At 68.4% G+C, this 20346-nt stretch carries 23 protein-coding genes; 10 read left to right on the forward strand and 13 right to left on the reverse strand.

The genetic code is table 11. The features are described from left to right. Nucleotides 1-12: 12 nt before the first annotated feature. Genes WKC72_RS12880 through tatA form a run of 3 tightly spaced genes read left to right on the forward strand, consistent with a single transcriptional unit; the run spans nt 13 to nt 2463 of the window. Nucleotides 13-1593: a flavin monoamine oxidase family protein gene (locus WKC72_RS12880; protein WP_370182835.1), complete on the forward strand. Its 1581-nt coding sequence runs from the start codon at nt 13-15 to the stop codon at nt 1591-1593. Between the two features lie 28 nt (nt 1594-1621). After that, the gene (locus WKC72_RS12885) at nt 1622-2296 is read left to right on the forward strand and encodes a Rid family hydrolase (protein ID WP_128641574.1); all 675 of its coding nucleotides are present in this window, start codon (nt 1622-1624) and stop codon (nt 2294-2296) included. Then, on the forward strand, nt 2296-2463 hold the full coding sequence (gene tatA / locus WKC72_RS12890) for a Sec-independent protein translocase subunit TatA (RefSeq protein WP_005252050.1): 168 nt from the start codon (nt 2296-2298) through the stop codon (nt 2461-2463). Before WKC72_RS12885 ends, tatA begins: the two co-directional genes overlap by 1 nt. 53 nt (nt 2464-2516) lie before the next feature. Here the strand turns inward: tatA and WKC72_RS12895 are convergent, their stop codons facing one another. The 10 genes from WKC72_RS12895 to WKC72_RS12940 form a co-directional block, all read right to left on the reverse strand. Beyond that, nucleotides 2517-3347, reverse strand: a complete 831-nt coding sequence (locus WKC72_RS12895; protein ID WP_009474694.1) for an ABC transporter permease — start codon at nt 3345-3347, stop codon at nt 2517-2519. Further along, entirely contained in the window at nt 3344-4330 is a 987-nt protein-coding gene (locus WKC72_RS12900; RefSeq protein WP_005252054.1) for a daunorubicin resistance protein DrrA family ABC transporter ATP-binding protein, read from the reverse strand. Before WKC72_RS12900 ends, WKC72_RS12895 begins: the two co-directional genes overlap by 4 nt. Before the next feature lie 148 nt (nt 4331-4478). Then, nucleotides 4479-5393 carry a hypothetical protein gene (locus WKC72_RS12905; RefSeq protein ID WP_112301914.1) on the reverse strand — a complete coding sequence of 305 codons (915 nt, stop codon included), beginning with the start codon at nt 5391-5393 and terminating at the stop codon, nt 4479-4481. Nucleotides 5394-5562: 169 nt separating this feature from the next. Next, nucleotides 5563-6708 (reverse strand): o-succinylbenzoate--CoA ligase, encoded by a 1146-nt coding sequence (gene menE / locus WKC72_RS12910; RefSeq protein ID WP_370182837.1) that lies wholly within the window; start codon nt 6706-6708, stop codon nt 5563-5565. Next, nucleotides 6705-7004 carry a DUF3349 domain-containing protein gene (locus WKC72_RS12915; RefSeq protein ID WP_005252058.1) on the reverse strand — a complete coding sequence of 100 codons (300 nt, stop codon included), beginning with the start codon at nt 7002-7004 and terminating at the stop codon, nt 6705-6707. The genes menE and WKC72_RS12915 overlap by 4 nt, the downstream gene beginning before the upstream one ends. Nucleotides 7005-7006: 2 nt before the next feature. After that, on the reverse strand, nt 7007-7360 hold the full coding sequence (locus WKC72_RS12920; RefSeq protein ID WP_037233450.1) for a DUF3349 domain-containing protein: 354 nt from the start codon (nt 7358-7360) through the stop codon (nt 7007-7009). A gap of 45 nt (nt 7361-7405) precedes the next feature. Then, complete coding sequence (locus WKC72_RS12925; RefSeq protein WP_037233452.1) at nt 7406-7672, reverse strand: hypothetical protein; 267 nt, start codon at nt 7670-7672, stop codon at nt 7406-7408. A gap of 11 nt (nt 7673-7683) precedes the next feature. After that, complete coding sequence (locus tag WKC72_RS12930; protein WP_037233454.1) at nt 7684-8892, reverse strand: inorganic phosphate transporter; 1209 nt, start codon at nt 8890-8892, stop codon at nt 7684-7686. Between the two features lie 79 nt (nt 8893-8971). Next, nucleotides 8972-9367, reverse strand: coding sequence for a VOC family protein (locus WKC72_RS12935; RefSeq protein ID WP_037233456.1), 396 nt, complete (start codon nt 9365-9367; stop codon nt 8972-8974). Between the two features lie 3 nt (nt 9368-9370). Beyond that, entirely contained in the window at nt 9371-9820 is a 450-nt protein-coding gene (locus WKC72_RS12940; protein WP_037233459.1) for a hypothetical protein, read from the reverse strand. 153 nt (nt 9821-9973) lie between these two features. On the opposite strand from WKC72_RS12940, the gene WKC72_RS12945 reads away from it, so the two are divergent. Further along, complete coding sequence (locus WKC72_RS12945) at nt 9974-12301, forward strand: arylsulfatase (RefSeq protein ID WP_370182839.1); 2328 nt, start codon at nt 9974-9976, stop codon at nt 12299-12301. Between the two features lie 7 nt (nt 12302-12308). Here the strand turns inward: WKC72_RS12945 and WKC72_RS12950 are convergent, their stop codons facing one another. Then, a complete protein-coding gene (locus WKC72_RS12950; protein ID WP_037233464.1) occupies nt 12309-13202 on the reverse strand; it encodes a 1,4-dihydroxy-2-naphthoyl-CoA synthase in 894 nt (297 codons plus the stop codon). Nucleotides 13203-13275: 73 nt separating this feature from the next. Between WKC72_RS12950 and WKC72_RS12955 the strand changes: the two genes are divergently transcribed. The 3 genes from WKC72_RS12955 to WKC72_RS12965 are packed head-to-tail and all read left to right on the forward strand — an operon-like array spanning nt 13276 to nt 15427. Beyond that, nucleotides 13276-13929 carry a PaaI family thioesterase gene (locus tag WKC72_RS12955; protein WP_037233467.1) on the forward strand — a complete coding sequence of 218 codons (654 nt, stop codon included), beginning with the start codon at nt 13276-13278 and terminating at the stop codon, nt 13927-13929. 4 nt (nt 13930-13933) lie between these two features. Beyond that, entirely contained in the window at nt 13934-14935 is a 1002-nt protein-coding gene (locus WKC72_RS12960; protein WP_128641578.1) for an o-succinylbenzoate synthase, read from the forward strand. Nucleotides 14936-14980: 45 nt separating this feature from the next. Beyond that, a complete protein-coding gene (locus WKC72_RS12965; RefSeq protein WP_005258295.1) occupies nt 14981-15427 on the forward strand; it encodes a hypothetical protein in 447 nt (148 codons plus the stop codon). A 54-nt stretch (nt 15428-15481) separates the two neighbouring features. Here the strand turns inward: WKC72_RS12965 and WKC72_RS12970 are convergent, their stop codons facing one another. Together WKC72_RS12970 and WKC72_RS12975 are read right to left on the reverse strand one after the other, a co-directional pair. After that, nucleotides 15482-16309, reverse strand: coding sequence for a siderophore-interacting protein (locus WKC72_RS12970; protein ID WP_037233473.1), 828 nt, complete (start codon nt 16307-16309; stop codon nt 15482-15484). A 65-nt stretch (nt 16310-16374) separates the two neighbouring features. Then, the gene (locus WKC72_RS12975) at nt 16375-16971 is read right to left on the reverse strand and encodes a flavin reductase family protein (protein WP_370182842.1); all 597 of its coding nucleotides are present in this window, start codon (nt 16969-16971) and stop codon (nt 16375-16377) included. A 93-nt stretch (nt 16972-17064) separates the two neighbouring features. Here WKC72_RS12975 and menD point away from each other — a divergent pair, with 93 nt between their 5' ends. The 3 genes from menD (at nt 17065) to WKC72_RS12990 (ending at nt 20345) form a co-directional block, all read left to right on the forward strand. Continuing rightward, nucleotides 17065-18690: a 2-succinyl-5-enolpyruvyl-6-hydroxy-3-cyclohexene-1-carboxylic-acid synthase gene (gene menD / locus WKC72_RS12980; protein ID WP_037233479.1), complete on the forward strand. Its 1626-nt coding sequence runs from the start codon at nt 17065-17067 to the stop codon at nt 18688-18690. Next, nucleotides 18687-19127, forward strand: a complete 441-nt coding sequence (locus WKC72_RS12985; RefSeq protein ID WP_112301795.1) for a DUF3592 domain-containing protein — start codon at nt 18687-18689, stop codon at nt 19125-19127. The genes menD and WKC72_RS12985 overlap by 4 nt, the downstream gene beginning before the upstream one ends. A gap of 72 nt (nt 19128-19199) precedes the next feature. Continuing rightward, nucleotides 19200-20345 carry a glycosyltransferase family 1 protein gene (locus tag WKC72_RS12990; RefSeq protein WP_218027725.1) on the forward strand — a complete coding sequence of 382 codons (1146 nt, stop codon included), beginning with the start codon at nt 19200-19202 and terminating at the stop codon, nt 20343-20345. The last annotated feature ends 1 nt before the right edge of the window (nt 20346 follow it).

The following is a 20346-nucleotide window of genomic DNA, read 5'->3' on the forward strand; positions in this document are numbered from 1 at the left end:
CGTAGATCTTTCATGAAGGGCCTCGGGGCCACCGGAGGCGCAGGACTCGCGTACGGTGCGATGTCGACGCTCGGGCTCGCACCGTCGACCGCCGCGCCCGCCCGCGCCTTCCAGCCACTCGCGGCCGGAGACCTGATCGGCAAGGTGAAGGGCAGCCACTCCGTGGTCGTGCTCGGCGGCGGCCCAGCCGGTCTGTGTTCGGCGTTCGAACTGCAGAAGGCCGGGTACAAGGTGACGGTCCTCGAGGCCCGCACCCGGCCCGGTGGCCGAGTCTGGACCGCCCGGGCCGGCACCGAGGAGACGGACCTGAACGGTGAGACGCAGAAGTGCACCTTCTCGGAGGGCCACTTCTACAACGTCGGCGCCACCCGCATCCCGCAGAGCCACATCACGCTCGACTACTGCCGCGAACTCGGCGTCGAGATCCAGGGCTTCGGGAACCAGAACGCGAACACGTTCGTGAACTACGCGAGCGACACGTCGCTGTCCGGCCAGTCCGTCACCTACCGGGCCGCGAAGGCCGACACGTTCGGCTACATGTCGGAACTGCTGAAGAAGGCCACCGATCAGGGCGCCCTGGACCAGGTGCTGACCCGGGAGGACAAGGACGCGCTGTCGGAGTTCCTCAGCGACTTCGGTGACCTGTCCGACGACGGCCGCTACCTGGGATCCTCGCGTCGCGGTTACGATTCCGAGCCCGGGGCCGGCCTGAACTTCGGCACCGAGAAGAAGCCGTTCGCGATGCAGGAAGTGATCCGCAGCGGCATCGGCCGAAACTTCAGTTTCGACTTCGGTTACGACCAGGCGATGATGATGTTCACCCCGGTCGGCGGCATGGACCGGATCTACTACGCGTTCCAGGACAGGATCGGCACCGACAACATCGTCTTCGGCGCCGAGGTCACGTCGATGAAGAACGTGTCCGAGGGCGTCACCGTCGAGTACACCGCAGGCGGCTCGAAGAAGTCGATCACCGCCGACTACGCGATCTGCACGATCCCGCCGCACCTCGTCGGGCGACTGCAGCACAATCTGCCCGCCGACGTGCTCACCGCGCTGAAGGGGGCCAAGCCGTCGTCGTCCGGGAAGCTCGGCATCGAGTACTCGCGCCGGTGGTGGGAGACGGAGGACCGCATCTACGGCGGCGCATCCAACACCGACAGGGATATCTCGCAGATCATGTTCCCGTACGACCACTACAACTCCGATCGGGGCGTGGTCGTCGCCTACTACAGCAGCGGCAAGCGGCAGGAGGCGTTCGAGTCCCTCACCCACCGCCAGCGGCTCGCCAAGGCGATCGCGGAGGGCTCGGAGATCCACGGCGAGAAGTACACCCGCGACATCTCGTCGTCGTTCTCGGGTAGCTGGCGTCGCACCAAATACTCCGAGAGTGCCTGGGCGAACTGGGCGGGCAGCGGCGGCTCGCACGGTGGGGCGGCCACTCCCGAGTACGAGAAGCTCCTCGAACCCGTCGACAAGATCTACTTCGCCGGCGACCACCTGTCCAACGCCATCGCCTGGCAGCACGGCGCCCTGACGTCCGCCCGCGACGTCGTCACTCACATCCACGAGCGCGTGGCCCAGGAAGCCTGACACACCCGAAGAACAAGGAGCCCGAACAGTGAAGTCTTTTCGTACCAAGGCCATGACCGCCGCGCTCGCCGCATCCGCTCTGATCGCCGGGGCGACGTCGTGCTCCTCCGACGAGGCGGCAGCGGAGGCGCCCGGCAGCACCTTCGTCTCGAAGTCCGTTCTCGAAGCCGGGGAAGCGAATCCGATGATCGCGCAGGGTGTCGCGATCGGTGGCGGCACCGCCGTCTACAAGTCGAGTGGCATCGGCCCGGGCGCGTCCAACAAGGCCGCACCCGAAGGCACCCCCGAGTCGTACATCGACACCGACGTGTTCGCGGGCGGCGCACTCCCGGCCGGAGTCACGATCACCGAAGCGCAGGGCATCAACGCGCTGAAGCGGATTCGCGACAATCTCGAGGCACAGGGCCTGACACTCGAGGACGTCGTGACCATGCGGGTGTTCCTCGACAACGCCCCCGGCACCGACCGCGCCGACTACGCCGGCTGGAACCGCGCCTACCGGCAGTTCTTCGCGAACACCAACCTCGACACCGGCGACACCGAACTGGTCCCCCTCGGCACCGCGGAACCGGCCGCCCCGATGGAACGGAACTCCGCGCGTCCCAGCCGGTTCGCGCTCGAGGTCGCAAGCCTGCCCGCCGCGGGCTGGCTCGTCGAGGTCGAGGTGGACGCCGTGTACCCCGACGGTGAGGAGCCCCAGTAGTGGGGGCGCTGAGCCCGAGCCACTGGGCGATCATCGCGGTGGTGCTCGTGGTGCTGTTCGGGTCGAAGAAACTCCCGGACGCCGCCCGCGGCCTGGGCCGCTCCATGCGGATCCTCAAGACCGAGGTGGGGGAATTGCAGGCGGACGCCCCCGAACTGGAGAAATAGGCGAAGCGAGCCGGTGGACCCCGCGTCCACCGGCTCGCTTCGTTCTTCGGGTGTCAGGCCTTACGCATGTACGTCCGCACCGTCAGCGGAGCCATGATCGCGACGATCACGGCGGCGCCGAGCAGCGACCACACGACATGGACACCGAAGTGGCCGTCGTTGACCAGTTCCCGCACCGCGGTCACGACGTGCGACACAGGGTTGACGTTCACGAACGCCTGCATCCAGCCCGGCATCGTGTCGGCGGGCACGAACGCGTTGGACATGAACGTCAGCGGGAACAGGATGAGCATCGAAATGCCCTGCACCGAGGACGCTTTGCTCATGAGGACGCCCATCAGGGCGAAGATCCAGCTGATCGAGAACGCGCAGACGATGACGAGCGCGCCTGCCGACACCACCCCGACGACACCGCCGCCTGGCCGGTAACCCATCGCGATACCGACGGCGAACGTGATGGTCGTGGCGATGCCGTACCGCACGACGTCGGCGAGGAGTGCACCGGACAGCGGCGCGATCCGGGCGATCGGCAGGGACTTGAAGCGGTCGAAGACGCCCTTGTCCATGTCTTCCCGCAACTGGGTGCCCGTCACGATCGAGGTGGTGATCACCGTCTGGACCAGGATGCCCGGGATGATGATCGGCAGATACGACGCCACGTCGCCGGAGATGGCGCCACCGAAGATGTACGTGAACATCAACGTGAAGATGATCGGCTGGACGACGACGTCGAACAGTTGCTCCGGGTTGTGCTTGATCTTGAGCAGTCCCCGGTACGCCATGGTCAGCGTGTTCGCGACGGACTGCTCGAGGCTGATCCGGTTCCGGGCCTCCGGAATCGGTTGGGGGCCCGCGTGAGTGCGGGATTCGAGGGTGGTGGTCATGCGACGCTCCGTTCGGTGTCGGCCTCGGTGGCGTCTGCGCCGTGGCCGGTGATGGTGAGGAAGACCTCGTCGAGACTCGGCTTCTGGACGGTGATCTCGTCGACGGCGATCCCGTGGTCGCGCAGTCGGATCAGCAGTTCCACGGTGAGCGACGGATCGGTCATCGGCGCGGTGAGGCGGCCGATCTCCGGGGTGATCGCCACCTCCACACCGAGGGTGTGGGCGATCACCGAACGCGCATCGTCGGTCTGCCCGCGATCGACCAGGGTCAACTGCAGAGAGGAGACGCCCACGGACGCCTTCAGCTCGTCGGCGGTGCCGTCCGCGATCACCTTTCCGCGGTCGATGACGGCGATCCGATCGGCCAGCTGATCCGCCTCGTCGAGGTACTGCGTGGTGAGCAGCACCGTCGACCCGTCCGCGACCAGCCTGCGGATCGTGTCCCACATCTGGGCGCGCGTCCGAGGGTCCAGACCCGTCGTCGGCTCGTCGAGGAACAGCAGCGGGGGATGGGCGATCAGGCTGGCCGCCAGGTCCAGACGTCGTCGCATGCCGCCCGAGAAATTCTTCAGCGGCTTCGTCGCCGCCTCGGTGAGGTCGAACTCCTCGAGCAGTTCCGTGCACTTGCGGCGGGCGTCACCCCGGCTCAGGCCCAGCAACCGGGCGAAGATCACCAGATTCTCGACCGCCGACAGGTCCTCGTCGACGGACGCGTACTGGCCCGTGACACCGACCAGCGAGCGAACCGCGTTCGGTTCGCGCACCACGTCGTGGCCGAAGATGCGGGCCTCGCCGCCGTCCGGACGCAACAGCGTCGCAAGCATCCGCACCGTCGTGGTCTTGCCGGCGCCGTTCGGGCCGAGCACTCCGTACACCGACCCGGTCGGAACGGACAGGCTCACGCCGTCGACGGCACGCTGACGGCCGAAGAGCTTCACGAGCCCGTCGGCCTCGATGGCTGGGGGAGTTGCAGTGAGGTTCATGCCGTAGACGATGCAGCCCACCCCTTGCAGCGGGCTTGCACGCCTCTTGCACGGGCTTGCGGACGCTGCTGTCCTGCGGATTCACAGACATTGGTCGGAATCAGGGGCAATTGCGCCGGAATCCGGCGAATGTCACGGCAAACGTCCGTCAGCGCCGGTGCTCGGCACGCGCGCAAGCCCTGCCGAAGCGCGCCTTGACGGCAGCGAAGTCGAACAGGTCCCGCCACGTCCACCGGACGACCTCGTACCCGGCGTCGCGGATCGCGTCCTCTCGGAGCTTCTCGCGGTGGACCGCTACTGCCGCCTGGCCACCGTCGACGCCGTATTTCCCCAGGCCATCGAACTCCCCGACCACGCCGAATTCTTTCCAGAAGAAATCGACTCGGCCAAGGAAGTCACCGGTGCCGTCGTGGAGCACGTGCTGGAGTTCGGGAGACGGCAGGTTGTGCCGACGGATCTGGATGCGGCTCAGCGACTCCCCAGGGCTCTCGCTGCGACCGTCCAGGAAGCTCGCTGCCCGCCGCGCTGTCGCGATACCTTTGCGAGGTCCTGCCCTGCCGACCTCGTCCAGAATCTCGTCGAGCGTGACGAGTCGACGGTGCAGCGCCGAATCGCCGACGACGACGGCTTGGTCGAACGTCGAGATGCGTGCGGTGTCGACCACTGTCCGGGCGGGGGAGGTGACCGCCAGCCCGCCCAGGGTGACGACGTCGGACGCGTCCAACGGCGTGGCGTGGACGTGGACTCCCGTGGTTCGGCCACCGCCGGAGGCCTGGCTCCTCGTCAGATGCACCCGTTCCAATGGCAGGTCGCCGAGGTCCATGCCGTGCAGCAGTGCCGCAGAGGTGTGGCTCACCACGACGCCGGGTGGTCGCGACTGCAGGGCCGCCGCAATGCGGGCCCGGTGTAGCGCAGGCGCATCGAGTGCGGCGAAGTGCTCGTCGGAAACGTACGCACCCGCCGCGATTCGCACGAGACGTCCGGAATCGCGTGCATGCCGGATCTCGGAGTCGGTGAAACCGTCGGCCAAGGCTCTGCGTCGAAAGATCACGTCGTCGCTCATGGCGACATCGTGCCCCACCCCCGCGGTGGTGATCGGTTCGCTCACCTGGGCTTTCGCGGAGCCTGTGGATAGAGGTCGGCTTGTGGATAACAGCATCCGCGTGGATTCTGGCCAGACGCGCGGAAATTGCGGGCGCATCTGGCCAATGTCTACGCAGATCGGCGACCCGCTAGCCGAACCGCGATTCCAGCGCGCGCCGGTCGATCTTCCCCGGACCTCTGAGGGGGAGGGCGTCGACGAGGTGCAGTTCGCGTGGGGCGGCGGTGGGGTCGAGGGTGCGTTCGACGACGGAGCGGAGTTCGGCGAGTGTCGGTTCGGTGCCGGGCTCGGCGACGACGACGGCGGTGACACGGCGCCCCAGTCGCTCGTCGGGGAGGCCGATCACCGCGCATTCCCGGACCGCGGGGTGCGTGACGAGGGCCGCCTCGACCACCTGCGGGACGACGGTGAGACCGCCGGTGGAGATGGCCTCGTCGAGCCTGCCGGAGATGCTGAGGACGCCGTCGGTGACGGCGCCGGCGTCGTCGGTGCGGAACCAGCCTGGTTCGGCGAACGCCGGGTGGTCGGGGAGTCCGCGGTAACCGGACGCGAGCATGTGCCCGCCGAGGAGGACGCGGCCGTCACCGTCGATCCGCATCCGGGCGCCGTCGAGGGGCACCCCGTCGTACACGCATCCACCGCACGTCTCGCTCATTCCATACGTACGGACGACGGTGATGCCGGCGTCGACGGCGCGCCGCAGGACCGGGGCGGGGGTCGCGGCTCCGCCGAGGAGGACGGCGTCGAGTGCGGCCAGCGACGCCACGGCGTCGGGGTGGTCGAGGGCCTTGACCAGCTGGGTCGGAACGAGCGAGGTGTAGCGGCGGGGGCCGTTCATCGACGCGAGTGCGGCAGGCAGCGCACCGGGGTCGAAGCCGTCGGTCACGTCGATCACCACCGGCTCGGTGCCCGCGAGGACGCTGCGCAGCAGCACCTGCATGCCCGCGATGTGGTGGGCGGGAAGAGTCAGCAGCCAGGAGCCCGGACCGCCGAGCCGCGCGTGTGTCGCCTCACCGCTGGCGCGGAGAGCGGCCGCGGACAGCATGGCCCCCTTCGGCACTCCGGTCGTGCCCGACGTCGCGACCACGAGGGCGACGCCGTCGTCGATCGGATCCCCGGGGCGCAGCGCATCCGTCAGTCGCCGGGTCTCCCGCTCGTCCGCGGCGGGGACGGGGAGCGCGGCCGGGGCGGTGCCGTCGAGGATCGCCGACAGCTGCGGCAGGATGCCGAGAACCCCGGCACCCGACGGGACGGGCAGGACCTGCAGTTCGCTCACTGTGCAGGCCCGGCGAGCGGCCAACCGCCCGCTGCGAGGTTGCTGCGCACCCGGTCGACGTCCGACTCCAACGGCAACTCGTCGGTGACCTTGGTGATGAGTACCTGGATGTCGGTCTTCTCGATGGGCAGATCGCCCTCCTCGACGAGGGCGTCGGCGACGGCGTCCACCTCGTCTTCCGACAGACGGCGGGTGAGCAGCGCGAACAGCGGAATGTAGTCCTGCTCGGGCACGCCGTTCGGGTAGCCGGCTCGCAGCCAGCCGATGATGGAGGAGAGAAACGGTGGAAGGCTCATGGTTAGCCTGCGTCGCGGGTTTCTTCCGTGTCGCCGGAATCGTCGCCGCATTCGGCGTCGGGTCCGACCGGCCACCCTCCGGCCTCGAGGTTCTCCGTCACCCGGGCGACGTCCTCCTCGGACGGTTCCTCGTGGGTGATCTCGCTGATGAGGCGGCGGATGTTGTCGTAGTCGACGTGGCGTTCGGGTGTCTCGTGGGCCGTCTCGATGGACAGCGCGACGACCTGTTCGATTTCCTCGTCGGTGAGACGGCGACGCAGCACGGCCAGCAACGCGAAATGGTCCTTCGCCGGGATTCCCTCGGGGTACCCGGCGCGTAGCCAGTCGAGCACGGAGCGAAGTGAATTCTTGGGCACGCGTTCGGCTTCTTTCGTCGATGGAACGGGACTCGTGGTCGCCGCTCAGAAGATGTGGATACCGAAGCTGCTGGCCAGGAAGCCCTGCATCAATAGCAGTATCCCAGTGATGATCGCGATCAGCACCACGGCGAAGCAGGCCCAGGCGCCGATCCGGCCTGCGACGGTCGGCTGCGAGACTCCCTCACCGGTGTCCGCGCCGCCGAGAGAACGGAGTCCGAGCGCGAAGATCGCGGGGAGGCCGGCACCGAACAGCAGACCGACGAGGATGACCTGCCAGAGCGAGTGGATGGTGGTGGTCAGCAATGTCATGGCGCGCCCCCTCAGCGGTTCGTGGCGGGACCGGCGGAGTCCGCGGTCTCGGCCACGCCCGGCTCTGCGGGTTCGGCGGGAACGTGGGCGTCGTCCGACTCCCACTCGGCGTTGACGTTGCCGGACGTCACCGGCTGCAGGCGGGAGCGCAGGTACATGAACCCGGCGAGCACGATCAGGGCGGCGAACACGACGAGAACACCGGGCAGACCACCGATCATGTGGGCGATGACCCAGCACACGGCTCCGACGATCGCCGCGGACGGCAGCGTGACCAGCCACGCGACGGCCATACGTCCGGCGATGCCCCAGCGGACCTCGGCGCCCTTGCGTCCGAGCCCGGTGCCGAGGATGGAGCCGGTCGCGACGTGTGTGGTGGACAGCGGCAGTCCCAGGTGGCTGGACGTCAGGATGATGGCGGCGGAGGAAGACTCCGCGGCCATGCCCTGGGGAGCGGCGATCTCGACGAGTCCCTTGCCGAGTGTGCGGATGATGCGCCAGCCGCCGAGGTAGGTGCCGAGCGCGATGGCGATCGCACAACTGAGCTTCACCCAGAACGGCATCTCGTCGTCGGCGGACAGGGATCCGTGCGCGACCAGTGCGAGGAAGATCACGCCCATCGTCTTCTGGGCGTCGTTGGTTCCGTGGGCCAGCGACACCAGGGACGCGGAACCGATCTGACCGATGCGGAACCCGTGCTCCTTGGTGTCCTCCGGCACGCCCGAGGTGATCCGGTAGACCAGCTTGGTGCCCGCAGTGGCGACCAGTGCTGCGACCACAGGGGCGAGGACGGCGGGAACGACGACCTTGCTGAGCACGCCGCCCCACTCCACACCGCTCATGCCGATGGACGCGATGGCCGCACCGATCAGTCCGCCGAACAGTGCGTGGGAAGAGCTCGACGGCAGGCCGAGCAGCCACGTCGCCAGATTCCAGATGATGCCGCCGACCAGGCCCGCGAACACGATGAGCAGCAGATCCTCGCCCCCCACTTCGCCCAGGTTCACCACGCCCTTGGCGACTGTCGCCGCCACCTCCACGGACAGGAACGCGCCGACCAGATTCAACGATGCGGAGAGCGCGACAGCGGCCTTGGGGCGCAGAGCTCCCGTCGCGATCGAGGTGGCCATTGCATTGCCGGTGTCGTGAAAGCCGTTTGTGAAATCGAAAGCGAGGGCGGTGACGACCACCACCAGGAGAACTACGAGCTCTGCGGTCACACCCAGATTGTGCGGATTTCAACCGAAAAAGTACAGCTGACGTCCGGTGCACAGGATCACTCCTGCGTATGGCCTCCGGTCAGTTCTCACCCTTCGGACGGGAGTCGCGGCGGATGGGGTGATCCTCCGGGATCTGCACCAGAACGATCGGGATTCCGTCGGGGTCCGCGATCCACATCTCGTACAGTCCCCACGGTTCCTGCCGGGCCTCGCGGTCGATCTTCACCCCGGCGAGAACCAGCTCGGTCTGGACCGCGGTGAGATCGCGAACCTGCAGCCACAGGGCGCCGTCGAAGGAGGACGACTCACCGGTTCCACCGTGCGCGGCAACCTCGATCAGGCCCTGACCGGCGAAGAACACCGTGCCCCCGGGGTATTCGCGGGCAGTGGCGAGACCGAGGATGTCGCGGTAGAAGCTCAGCGTCGTCGTGTAGTCGCGCGGCCGTAGAATCGTCCTGCTGCTGAGGATCTCCACCCGTCACCCTCCTTCGCCGGGCCGGGCTTCGTGTCCCGTCCGGCCGTGTGTGCGTCGATCTTCCTTCATCTCCGCCTCGAACAGGTGCCGCCGTCCGTCGGCGAGTTCGTGACGAGCGCCACGTTCGTGCTCGCGCAGCGGCGACCAGTAGTGGTCGTCGAACTCCTCGACGAGCTGGAACGTCCACCGGCCCTCGACGACGTTGCGCCCCACCAGCTCGGACTGCACCCGGTCCGCGACGGCCGCGTGTCCCGCGTCCCGCAGCGCGTCGACGGCTTCACCGAGCTGAAGATCGGCGTGTCCGATCAGCTGATGGAACGAGTAGAGGTGCCCGCGGGCACGCTCGACCGTTTCGAGGGCCTCGGACAACTTCCCGAGCGCGGCGACGGTGTCGTCACTGACTCCGGGCGGACGACGATGTTCCGGTGCGGGGAGCTCGCGGTCGATGCTCATGTGGGTCAGTGTGCCCGAATCGGGGTCGCCGCGCGCCCTCTCCTGCCGAGGCGACGAATCCGCTCGCGGATTTCACCCCCCGAGGGTCTACTCGCGCGCGACCGGCCGGTGCTGGACTGGACAGGCAGCGTCGGACGACGAGGGGACTGGGCCATGAGTTCGAGCGTGACAGGCGTGCCGATTCCGGGTGGCGAATCGTTACCGTTCCCGCCGACGCCGTCGGGAAGCATCGCCGGCCGGACCATGCAGGAGTCGGTGTACAGCCCCCATCCGAAGGAGCGGCGGCTCCACGACGACGCCCCGAACATTCTGATCGTTCTCATCGACGACGCCGGGCCGGGCCTGCCGAGCGGTCTCGGCGGTGAGGTGAACACCCCGACGCTCGATGCGATGTTGCAGGACGGTGTCGGCTACAACCGATTCCATACGACCGCAATGTGTTCGCCGACCCGGGCGTCGCTGTTGACCGGCCGCAACCACCATCGCGTCGGGAACGGGCAGATCGCCGAGCTGGCCAACGACTGGGACGGCTACTCCGGCCACATCCCCCGGTCGAGTGCGACGGGGCCGGAGGTGCTGCGCCAGTACGGGTACAGCACTGCCGCATTCGGGAAATGGCACAACACACCGGCCGAGGAGACCACCGCCGCCGGTCCGTTCGACAACTGGCCGACAGGTCTCGGGTTCGAGTACTTCTACGGCTTCCTCGCCGGCGAGGCGTCGCAGTACGAACCGAACCTGGTGCGGAACACGACGGTGGTGCTGCCCCCGAAGACACCGGAGCAGGGTTACCACCTCAGTGAGGATCTCGCGGACGACGCCATCGGCTGGCTGCGCAGGCACAAGGCATTCGATGCCGACAAGCCGTTCTTCATGTACTGGGCAAGCGGCTGTCTGCACGGACCGCACCACATCATGAAGCCGTGGGCCGACAAGTACGCCGGGAAGTTCGACGACGGATGGGATGCCTACCGGGAGCGGGTCTTCGCGAGGGCGAAGGAGAAGGGCTGGATCCCGCCCGAAGCCGAGTTGACCGACCGCGACCCGACGATGGCCGCGTGGGACGACATTCCCGAGGACGAGAAACCGTTCCAGCGCCGGCTGATGGAGGTGGCGGCCGGGTACGCGGAGCACTGTGACGTCCAGGTGGGCAGGCTGTTCGACGAGCTGGACCGTCTCGGGTACCGGGACGACACCCTGATCCTGTACATCTGGGGCGACAACGGCTCGTCCGGTGAGGGCCAGAACGGCACGATCAGTGAACTGTTGGCGCAGAACGGCATTCCGACGACACCGGCGCAGCACATCGCGGCACTCGAACAACTCGGTGGCCTCGACGTCCTGGGGTCGCCGAAGACCGACAACATGTATCACGCGGGCTGGGCGTGGGCGGGCAGCGCACCGTACAAGGGGATGAAGCTGCTGGCCTCCCATCTCGGTGGCACCCGCAACCCGATGGTCGTCCGGTGGCCGGCGAAGGTGGCACCGGACCCGGCACCCCGCACGCATTTCCTGCACTGCAACGACGTGGTGCCGACGCTGTACGACATCGTCGGGATCACCCCGCCGCGGACGGTGAACGGTGTTCCGCAGGACCCGGTGGACGGCGCCAGCTTCGCGCAGACGCTCGTCGAACGCGGCGCGGCCGGGGGAAAGCTCACCCAGTACTTCGAGATCATGGGCAGCCGGGCGATCTACCACGACGGCTGGATGGCGTCCGCGTTCGGGCCGCGCGCACCCTGGGCGGCCGGTGTGCCCGGTGGCATCCGCGACTGGAGCCCGGACGACGACGTGTGGGAGCTCTACAACCTGGACGAGGACTGGACCCAGAACCGGGATCTCGCCGAGCAGCATCCGCACAAGCTGGCGCAACTGCGGGAACTGTTCGTGATCGAGGCCGCGAAGAACAATGCGCTTCCCATCGGCGGCGGGCTGTGGGTCATCGCATTGCATCCCGAGCAGCGGATCACGACGCCGTACACGAGCTGGGAGTTCTCCGGCGACACGATCCGCATGCCCGAGTTCTGTGCTCCCGCGCTGGGCAACAAGAACAACCGGGTCACCCTCGACCTCTCCGCGCCGGAGAATCCGAGCGGCGTGCTCTACGCACTGGGAAGCAATGCCGGCGGACTCACGTGCTTCGTCGACGACGGCTACCTCTGTTACGAGTACAACCTGTTCATCCTGATGCGCACCAAGATTCGTGCGACCGTGCCGATCCCGCCGGGCACCCGCACCGTGCAGGTCGTGACGGAGTTCGTCGAGGCGCGGCCCGGTGGACCGCTGAACGTGAAGCTCTGTGCCGACGGCACCGTCGTCGGGGAGGGGCAGGTGCCGGTGAGCGTGCCGTTGCTGTTCACAGCCAACGACTGTCTCGACGTCGGCACCTGCCTCGGTTCCCCGGTGTCGCTGGACTACTACGACCGGGCGCCGTTCCCGTTCAACGGCACCATCGACCGCATGGCGGTCGAGTACACGTAGGGAAGGCTCAGAAATACCAGGGGTACGGCTTCCAATCGGGTTCGCGCTTCTCGAGGAAGGAATCGCGGCCCTCCACGGCTTCGTCCGTCATGTACGCCATGCGGGTGGCCTCGCCTGCGAACAGCTGCTGCCCGACGAGACCGTCGTCCTGCAAGTTGAACGCGTACTTGAGCATGCGCTGGGCCTGCGGGGACTTGCCGTTGATCTTGGTGGCCCAGTCGATTGCGACGTCCTCGAGTTCGGCGTGGTCGACGACCTTGTTGACGGCGCCCATCCGGTGCATCTCCTCCGCGGTGTACGTCTCACCGAGGAAGAAGATCTCGCGGGCGAACTTCTGGCCGACCATCTTGGCGAGGTAGGCACTGCCGTACCCGCCGTCGAAACTGCCGACGTCGGCGTCGGTCTGCTTGAAGCGGGCGTGTTCACGGCTGGCGAGCGTCAGGTCGCAGACCACGTGCAGGCTGTGACCGCCGCCCGCGGCCCAGCCGTTGACGAGGCAGATGACGACCTTCGGCATGAACCGGATCAGCCGCTGGACCTCGAGGATGTGGAGGCGTCCGGCGCGGGCCTTGTCGACGGTGTCCGCGGTTTCGCCTTCCGCGTACTGGTATCCGCTGCGGCCGCGGATGCGCTGGTCGCCGCCGGAGCAGAACGCCCAGCCCTCGTCCTTGGGGCTCGGACCGTTGCCGGTGAGCAGCACGGCGCCCACGTCGGACGTCATCCGGGCGTGGTCGAGCGCCTGGTACAACTCGTCGACGGTGTGCGGTCGGAAGGCGTTGCGCACTTCGGGACGGTCGAACGCCACCCGGACGATTCCCTGGGTGACATGCCGGTGGTAGGTGATGTCGGTCAGGTTCTCGAAACCGGGAACCGGTCGCCAGTGCTGCGGGTTGAAAGTCACGGCTCCGAGGTTATCGGGTGGCGTTGGCGGGTGTCCGCGCGCGCAGGACTTTGCCCGGGTTTACCGTGCAGGTATGAGCGAACAGGCTGCCGACGTCACCCGTCTCGACGGCAAGGGCGACGACGAGTACGAGCACCACGGCGGGTTCCCCAAATACGAGCCGGTGACACCCGGTCCGGACTGGGCGCGGTTCGTCGAGGGAATGCGCACGTTGCAGGACCTCGCGGTGTCGGTCGACGCCCCGGACGACGTGCTCACGCAGGCCGCGGACCAGGTGGAGAAGCTGGCCGAACTGCTCGGCCCACACGTCGTTCCCGAGGGGCGGTCGCCTGCGGGCCGCACCATCGAATTGCCGGGCCGGGGGAGTCTCCTCATGCCGCCGTGGAACATCGAGAAGTTCGGGCCCGAGGGGGTGCGCAGCGCGGGCATGTTCCGGCGCTACCACCTCGGTGGCAACGGCGCCGCGCACGGCGGCACACTGCCCCTGCTGTTCGATGACTTGATGGGCATGATCGTCCACGCATACGGGCGGCCCATCAGCCGTACCGCCTACCTGCATGTGAACTACCGCGCGATCACACCGCTCGACACGCATCTGACCGTCGAGGGCAGCGTCGACCGGGTGGAGGGGCGCAAGACGTTCATCACCGCCCGGTTGATGCAGGACGACACGTTGCTCGCCGACTGCGAGGCCCTCATGCTCCAGTTGCTGCCCGGGCAGCCCTGACCCCGTGACGTCCCTGCCCTCCGTGGAGGAGGTCCTGGCCGACGCCGTCGTGGTGAGTCTGCCCATGCGCGTGCGGTTCCGCGGCATCACGACGCGAGAAGCGTTGCTGCTGCGCGGTCCCGCGGGGTGGGGCGAGTTCGCGCCGTTCCCCGAGTACGCGGACGACGAGGCGGCGCACTGGTTGCAGTCGGCGATCGAGGACGCGTGGCTCGGGCCGCCACCCGCGCTCCGGGAGCGGGTGCCGATCAACGCCACCGTCCCCGCCGTCGACGCCGCCCGGGTGCCCGCGGTCCTCGAGCGCTACCCCGGCGCACGGACCGCGAAAGTGAAAGTGGCCGAACGTGGACAGACCCTCGACGACGACGTCGCGCGGGTGCGGGCGGTCCGCGCACTCGTTCCGAACGTGCGCGTCGACGCGAACGGGGGATGGTCGGTCGACGAGGCCGAGACCGCACTGCGGGCACTGACCGTCGACGGTCCGCTCGAATACGTAGAGCAACCGTGCGCGAGTGTGCCCGAATTGGTGGAGGTCCGCAGGCGGATGCCCGACGTGCGGGTGGCCGCCGACGAGAGCATCCGGCGCGCCGAGGATCCGCTGAAGGTCGTGCGGGCCGGCGGTGCCGACGTGGCCGTCGTGAAGGTCGCCCCGCTCGGGGGGATGCGACGTCTGCTGTCGCTCGCGGACGAGTTGTCTTCGTACGGTGTGCCGGTGGTCGTGTCGAGCGCCTTGGACACCGCTGTCGGCATCGCCGCTGGTGTCGCCGCTGCCGCCGCGCTCCCCGAATTGCAGTTCGCGTGCGGTCTGGGCACCGGGGGCCTCTTCGAGGCGGACGTGGCCCGTCCCCGCGAACCGGTGGACGGCGAGCTCACCGTCGAAGCGGTGGTACCCGACGTCGAACGCGTCACGGCGCTCGCCGCGTCCGCGGAGCGTTCACGCTGGTGGGTCGAGCGGGCGCGCCGGTGCCATGGCCTGCTCGAACAACGCGGAGTCCGGTTTTTCGTATAGTGTCTGGCCGGACCTGATCGCTCAGTCAATACGGAGGCATTGAAAGTGGTTGCAGCTCTGAACGAAACCCTGCTCGACGAGTCGCGCGTTCCTGCGGTCATCGCAGACGTCCAGGCTCTCATCGACGCGGAGGTTTCGGACAAGTCGGGGGCCTCGGGACTGGCACTCAAGGGTGGATACGGCGCCGTCAAGAAGGTGGGACCGTCGATCGTGCCGGACGCCATCGAGGGCCTGCTGCCGGCATTCGTCACCAAGCTCGAGCCGTACTGGCAGGCCTTCACCGCCAGTGGTGAGGCCGGATTCTCCGAGTACCTGGTCGCGCGTGGCGACGAGGTCGCGGACTCGCTCCTCGGGGTGACCGACGAGCGCATCGAGGGCAGCGACCGCGGTGCTGTCAAGAAGGTGTACTCGTCGCTGCGTCCGTCGGCGAAGAAGAATGTGATCGAGGCACTTCCGCGTCTGGGCGCCCTCGTTCAGAAGCACGCCAACTGAGAACCCAGGTGAGTGGCAAAGTGTGCCCCGGCACGCTTTGCCACTCACCTGCGGTCAGTTGGCAGCGTGACCGTGGCGCCAGTACCCCGTGAACGAGATGTCGGCCTTCGGGATGCGGCGCTCGTTGACGAGGTGGCGTCGCAACGCCGTCGTCAGTTCGCTCTCGCCTGCGATGAACGTGTAGGACGGCCCGGCAGGCAGTTCCGCCTGTTTCACCGTGTTCAGCGCGAGTACTCCCGGACGGGCATCGGCGTCCTCGCGCACCAGCCAGTGCACGTTCACGCCGTCGCCCACCGAAACCTCCTGAGCGTCTTCGGCATCGGGAATCTCGACGAACACCTCGGCCCGCAGGTCCCGCGGTGCCGAACGCAGGATCCCCACGATTGCGGGAAGCGCGCTCTCGTCACCGACCAGCAATTGCCACTCGGCGTCCGGCGTCGGGTTGTAGATCAGGCCCTCGTCGAGGATCGCCACCTCGTCACCGGCGGCGGCCGAGTTGGCCCACGCCGACGCGGGACCGAGGTCACCGTGCGACGCGAAGTCGATGTCGATCTCGGTGGTGTCGCCGAACGTTCCCGACCCCGCCACGCGGATCTCGCGGATCGTGTAGTTGCGCACGACCGGCCGGGTGTCCTTGGACATCAGCTTGTACTGGGCGTACCAGAGGTTGCTCGCACTGGTCGGAAGCCGCAGCGTGCTCTGTCCCCGTTGGGGGATGAACATCCGGAACCACTGGTCGAACCCCATCGGGGCGACGGAGTCGAGTTCCTCGCCCGCGATGGTGACGCGGACGAAGTTCGGGCTGATCTGCTTGCCGGCGACGACTCGTGCGGACGCGATCCGGCGACTCTGAGGTTTGACGAACTTGCTGCGTTGAGCCATGGCGTTGGGTGCTCCCCCGAGGAATAGCGGTGCGATTTGTCAGGTAAGCCTAACCAATTGATCGGTTATTCGGGGCGATGCGGGCGGTCGAGCATCACGACCTTCGGCGGCAGGCCCCACTCGTTGCGGCCGAGGCGGCTGAGCGGGGCGAGAGCCGCGAAGTCCGGGAGTCCGTCGTCGGCGAGCGCCTCGGACCGCACCGCGACCGTGACGACGTCGCCCATCACCACGAACGAATCACCGACAGGTATCACCTGGTGCAGGGTGCATTCGATGGCGACTGGCGAACCCGCGACCCGGACGGGACGAACCCGCTCGCTGGGCTCGGTGTCGATGCCCAGCGCAGCGAACTCGTCGACATTGCTGTCGTACGTGGCGGAACTGGCGTTGACCGTCGACATCAGCGGCTCCGTCGCCAGGTTGATCACGAACTCTCCCGTCGCCTCGATGTTGCGGAGGCTGTCCTTGCGGGTGACCGAGGTGAACTGCACCACCGGCGGGCGGGTGCTGGACACCGAGAAGAAGCTGTACGGGGCCAGGTTGGCCACCCCGTCCGCCGAGACCGTGGACACCCATGCGATCGGCCGGGGCACGATCGAAGCGGTCAGCACCTGGTACATGCGGTGCGGGGGAAGCTCGGCGGGATCGAAGACAGTGCGCATGCGTTCATGGTGTCAGCGCCCGCGATGTGGCCGTGAACTCACCCGGCGAGGTCGCCGGACGGACTTGCCGGAGTATCTGACACTCTTGATGTCGTGAACCCGTCCACTGCACAAGCCACCGCGGTCGTCGACGAACTGGTCCGCGGGGGAGTACGCGAGGTCGTGCTCTGCCCGGGTTCGCGCAACGCGCCGCTGGCGTTCGCCCTGCAGGCCGCCGATCTCGAGGGCCGGCTGCGTCTGCACATGCGCATCGACGAACGCACCGCCGGATTCCTCGCGCTCGGCCTGGCCGTGGCCGGCAAGCGCCCCGTCCCGATCGTCATGACGTCCGGCACCGCGGTCGCCAATCTCGGACCCGCGGTCCTCGAGGCGAACTACGCCCGGGTGCCGCTCGTGGTGCTCAGCGCCAACCGCCCGTACGAGATGCTCGGCACGGGCGCCAACCAGACCATCGAGCAACTCGGACTGTTCGGCAGCCAGGTGCGCGCGACCATCAGCCTGGGCCTGGCCGAGGACGACGCCGGGCAGAACAGCCAGTGGCGTTCGGCCGTGTGCCGGGTCCTCGCCGCCGCGCGCGGCACGAGGTCCGGCAACGCCGGTCCCGTGCACTTCGACATCCCGCTCCGGGAACCGCTCGTTCCCGACGTCCACGCGCAAGGCCCGGTCCCGCAGGGACGACCGGGTGGCGCGGCGTGGACCACCACCCAGCACGCGACGCTCGACGTGCCGATGGACCTCGACCTCACCCCCGACACCATCGTGGTCTCCGGGCACGGGTCCGCGCTGCGGCCGGAACTTGCCGGACTTCCGACGGTCGCCGAGCCGACCGCGCCTCTGCACGGCATCCCGGTGCATCCGATGGCGCTGCCGCAGCTCAAGCCGCGGCAGGCCGTCATCACTGGACGCCCCACACTCCACCGGTCCGTGTCGAAGGTTCTGGCCGATCCGGCGGTGGCCGTCTATGCGCTCACCACCGGCCCCCGCTGGCCCGACGTGTCCGGCAACGTGCTGGCCACCGGAACCCGCGCGGTCGTGTCCGGTGAACCCGACCGGGCCTGGATCAACCGGTGCCGCACGCTGTCCGAACACACCGACAAGGCGGTGCGCGCGCAACTCGCCGCCCACCCGAAGGCGACGGGACTGCACGTGGCGGCGGCCGTCATGGACGCCCTGACCGACGGCGACCAGTTGCTGCTCGGGGCGTCCAACCCCGTGCGCGACGCCGCGCTCGTCAGCTATCCGGCGCCGAAGATCCGGGTGCTGTCCAACCGGGGTGTCGCCGGCATCGACGGCACCGTGTCCGCGGCCGTCGGGGCGGCGCTGGCCTACGAGGAGGGGCGCACGGTGGCCCTGCTCGGCGACCTCACGTTCCTGCACGACGCGTCCGGGCTGCTCATCGGCTCGGGCGAACCGCGTCCCCGGGACCTGACGATCGTGGTCGCGAACGACGACGGTGGCGGCATCTTCGAACTGCTCGAGCAGGGCGATCCGCAGTACGCCGGGGTGTTCGAGCGGGTCTTCGGTACTCCGCACGGGATGGATCTCGCCGCACTCTGCGCCGCGTACCGGGTGGAGCATCACCTGGTGGGTCTGGGTGAGCTGTCGACGCGGCTGAGCGCCCCGGAGGCGCCCGGCGACCGCGGCATCCGGGTGCTCGAGGTGACCACCGAACGTTCCGGGCTGCGCGAACTGCACGCCGCGGTGCGGGCACAACTGTGAATGCGCGAGTGACGCGGCGCGTCCGGCGCGGGGTGCTGGTGGCGGCGATCGGCATCTCGGTCCTGGCCGTGCTCCTCGTGCTGGCCGCCTGGCGCAACGACCACACCATCCAATCCGACCGGGGCGTGGCCACGGCGGAGGTGCTGTCGGCGGGCTCGCTGCGGTCGGCCATCAGCTTCGTCACGCCCGACGGGGTGACGCACAACCCTGAACTCGGCGTGCTGTACCCGACGAAGCTCACGGTGGGGCAGCGCATCGACGTCGAGTACGCGCGCAGCGAACCCGACCTCGTGCGGGTGTCCGGACGCGACGCCAGCGTGGCCGTCGTCCCCGCCGGTTCGCTGATCGTCGTGACGTGGCTGATCGCGGGACCGGTGATCTGGTACCTGCGGCGGCGGGAGAGCCCGGCGGAGGCCCAGCCGGCCGTGTCATCCTGAGTTTCCCGGAACTTCGCGCGACGGTCACGTCGATCTCGCTGCTGTGACCACGAGCACTGCCACGCTGAACGCGTGAGAGTAGCCATCGTCGCGGAATCGTTCCTTCCCAACATGAACGGTGTGACCAACTCGGTGCTGCGGGTCCTCGACCACCTCCAGCGCACCGGACACCAGGCGATGGTCGTCGCCCCGGACACGGTCGGATCGCAGACGTCCGCGCCGACCGAACACGGCGGTGTGCCCGTCCACCGGGTCCCCGCGGTGATGGTTCCGAAGGTCAGTTCGCTCCCGGTGGGTCTGCCGCAGCCCGGACTCACCGCCGCGCTGCGGGCGTTCGACCCCGACGTCGTGCACCTGGCGTCGCCCTTCCTGCTCGGGGCCGGCGGGCTCGGCGCGGCGCACCGGCTCGACGTCCCCACGGTGGCCGTGTACCAGACCGATGTGGCGGGTTTCGCCGAGAGCTACGGCCTCGGCATCACCAGCCGCGCGGCGTGGGCCTGGACGCGTCGCATCCACCGGGGCTGCACCCGCACCCTCGCGCCGTCCACGTCGGCGGTCGAGGCACTCGCCGAGCAGAGGATTCCGCGGGTCCACCGCTGGTCGCGCGGCGTGGAGACCGCTCGATTCGCGCCGTCCCGACGCAGCACCGGTCTGCGGGACTCCTGGCTGGACGGCTCGGACCGGCTGGTCGTCGGATTCGTGGGCAGGCTCGCGCCCGAGAAGCACGTGGAGCGGCTGGCCGCACTCTCCGGCGACCAGCGGGTCCAGCTGGTGATCGTCGGCGACGGCCCGGAGCGAGCCCGTCTGCGCCGCCTGATGCCCGATGCGGTGTTCACCGGCCAGCTCGGCGGTATGGAGCTCGCCGAGGCCTACGCGAGCCTGGACGTCTTCGTCCACCCGGGCGAGCACGAGACGTTCTGCCAGGCGGTGCAGGAGGCGCTGTCCAGTGGGGTGCCGGTGATCGGACCGGATGCCGGTGGACCGCGCGATCTGGTCGCGCACTGCCGCAACGGCTACCTGCTTCCCGTCGACCGGTTCGGCGAACTGTTGCCGAGCGCAGTCGAGGCACTGAGCGACCGCCGCATGCGGGCCCGCTTCGGGGAGGCCGCCCGGCAGTCGGTACTGCACCGCACGTGGCCCGCGATCTGCGACGAACTGCTGGGCCACTACGCGGCGGTCACCGGCGGGCACGGCGCCCGCGAATCGCGAGCGGCCTGAC

The organism is Rhodococcus wratislaviensis (assembly GCF_041228765.1).
In the GTDB taxonomy this organism is placed as follows: Bacteria; Actinomycetota; Actinomycetes; order Mycobacteriales; family Mycobacteriaceae; genus Rhodococcus_F; species Rhodococcus_F wratislaviensis.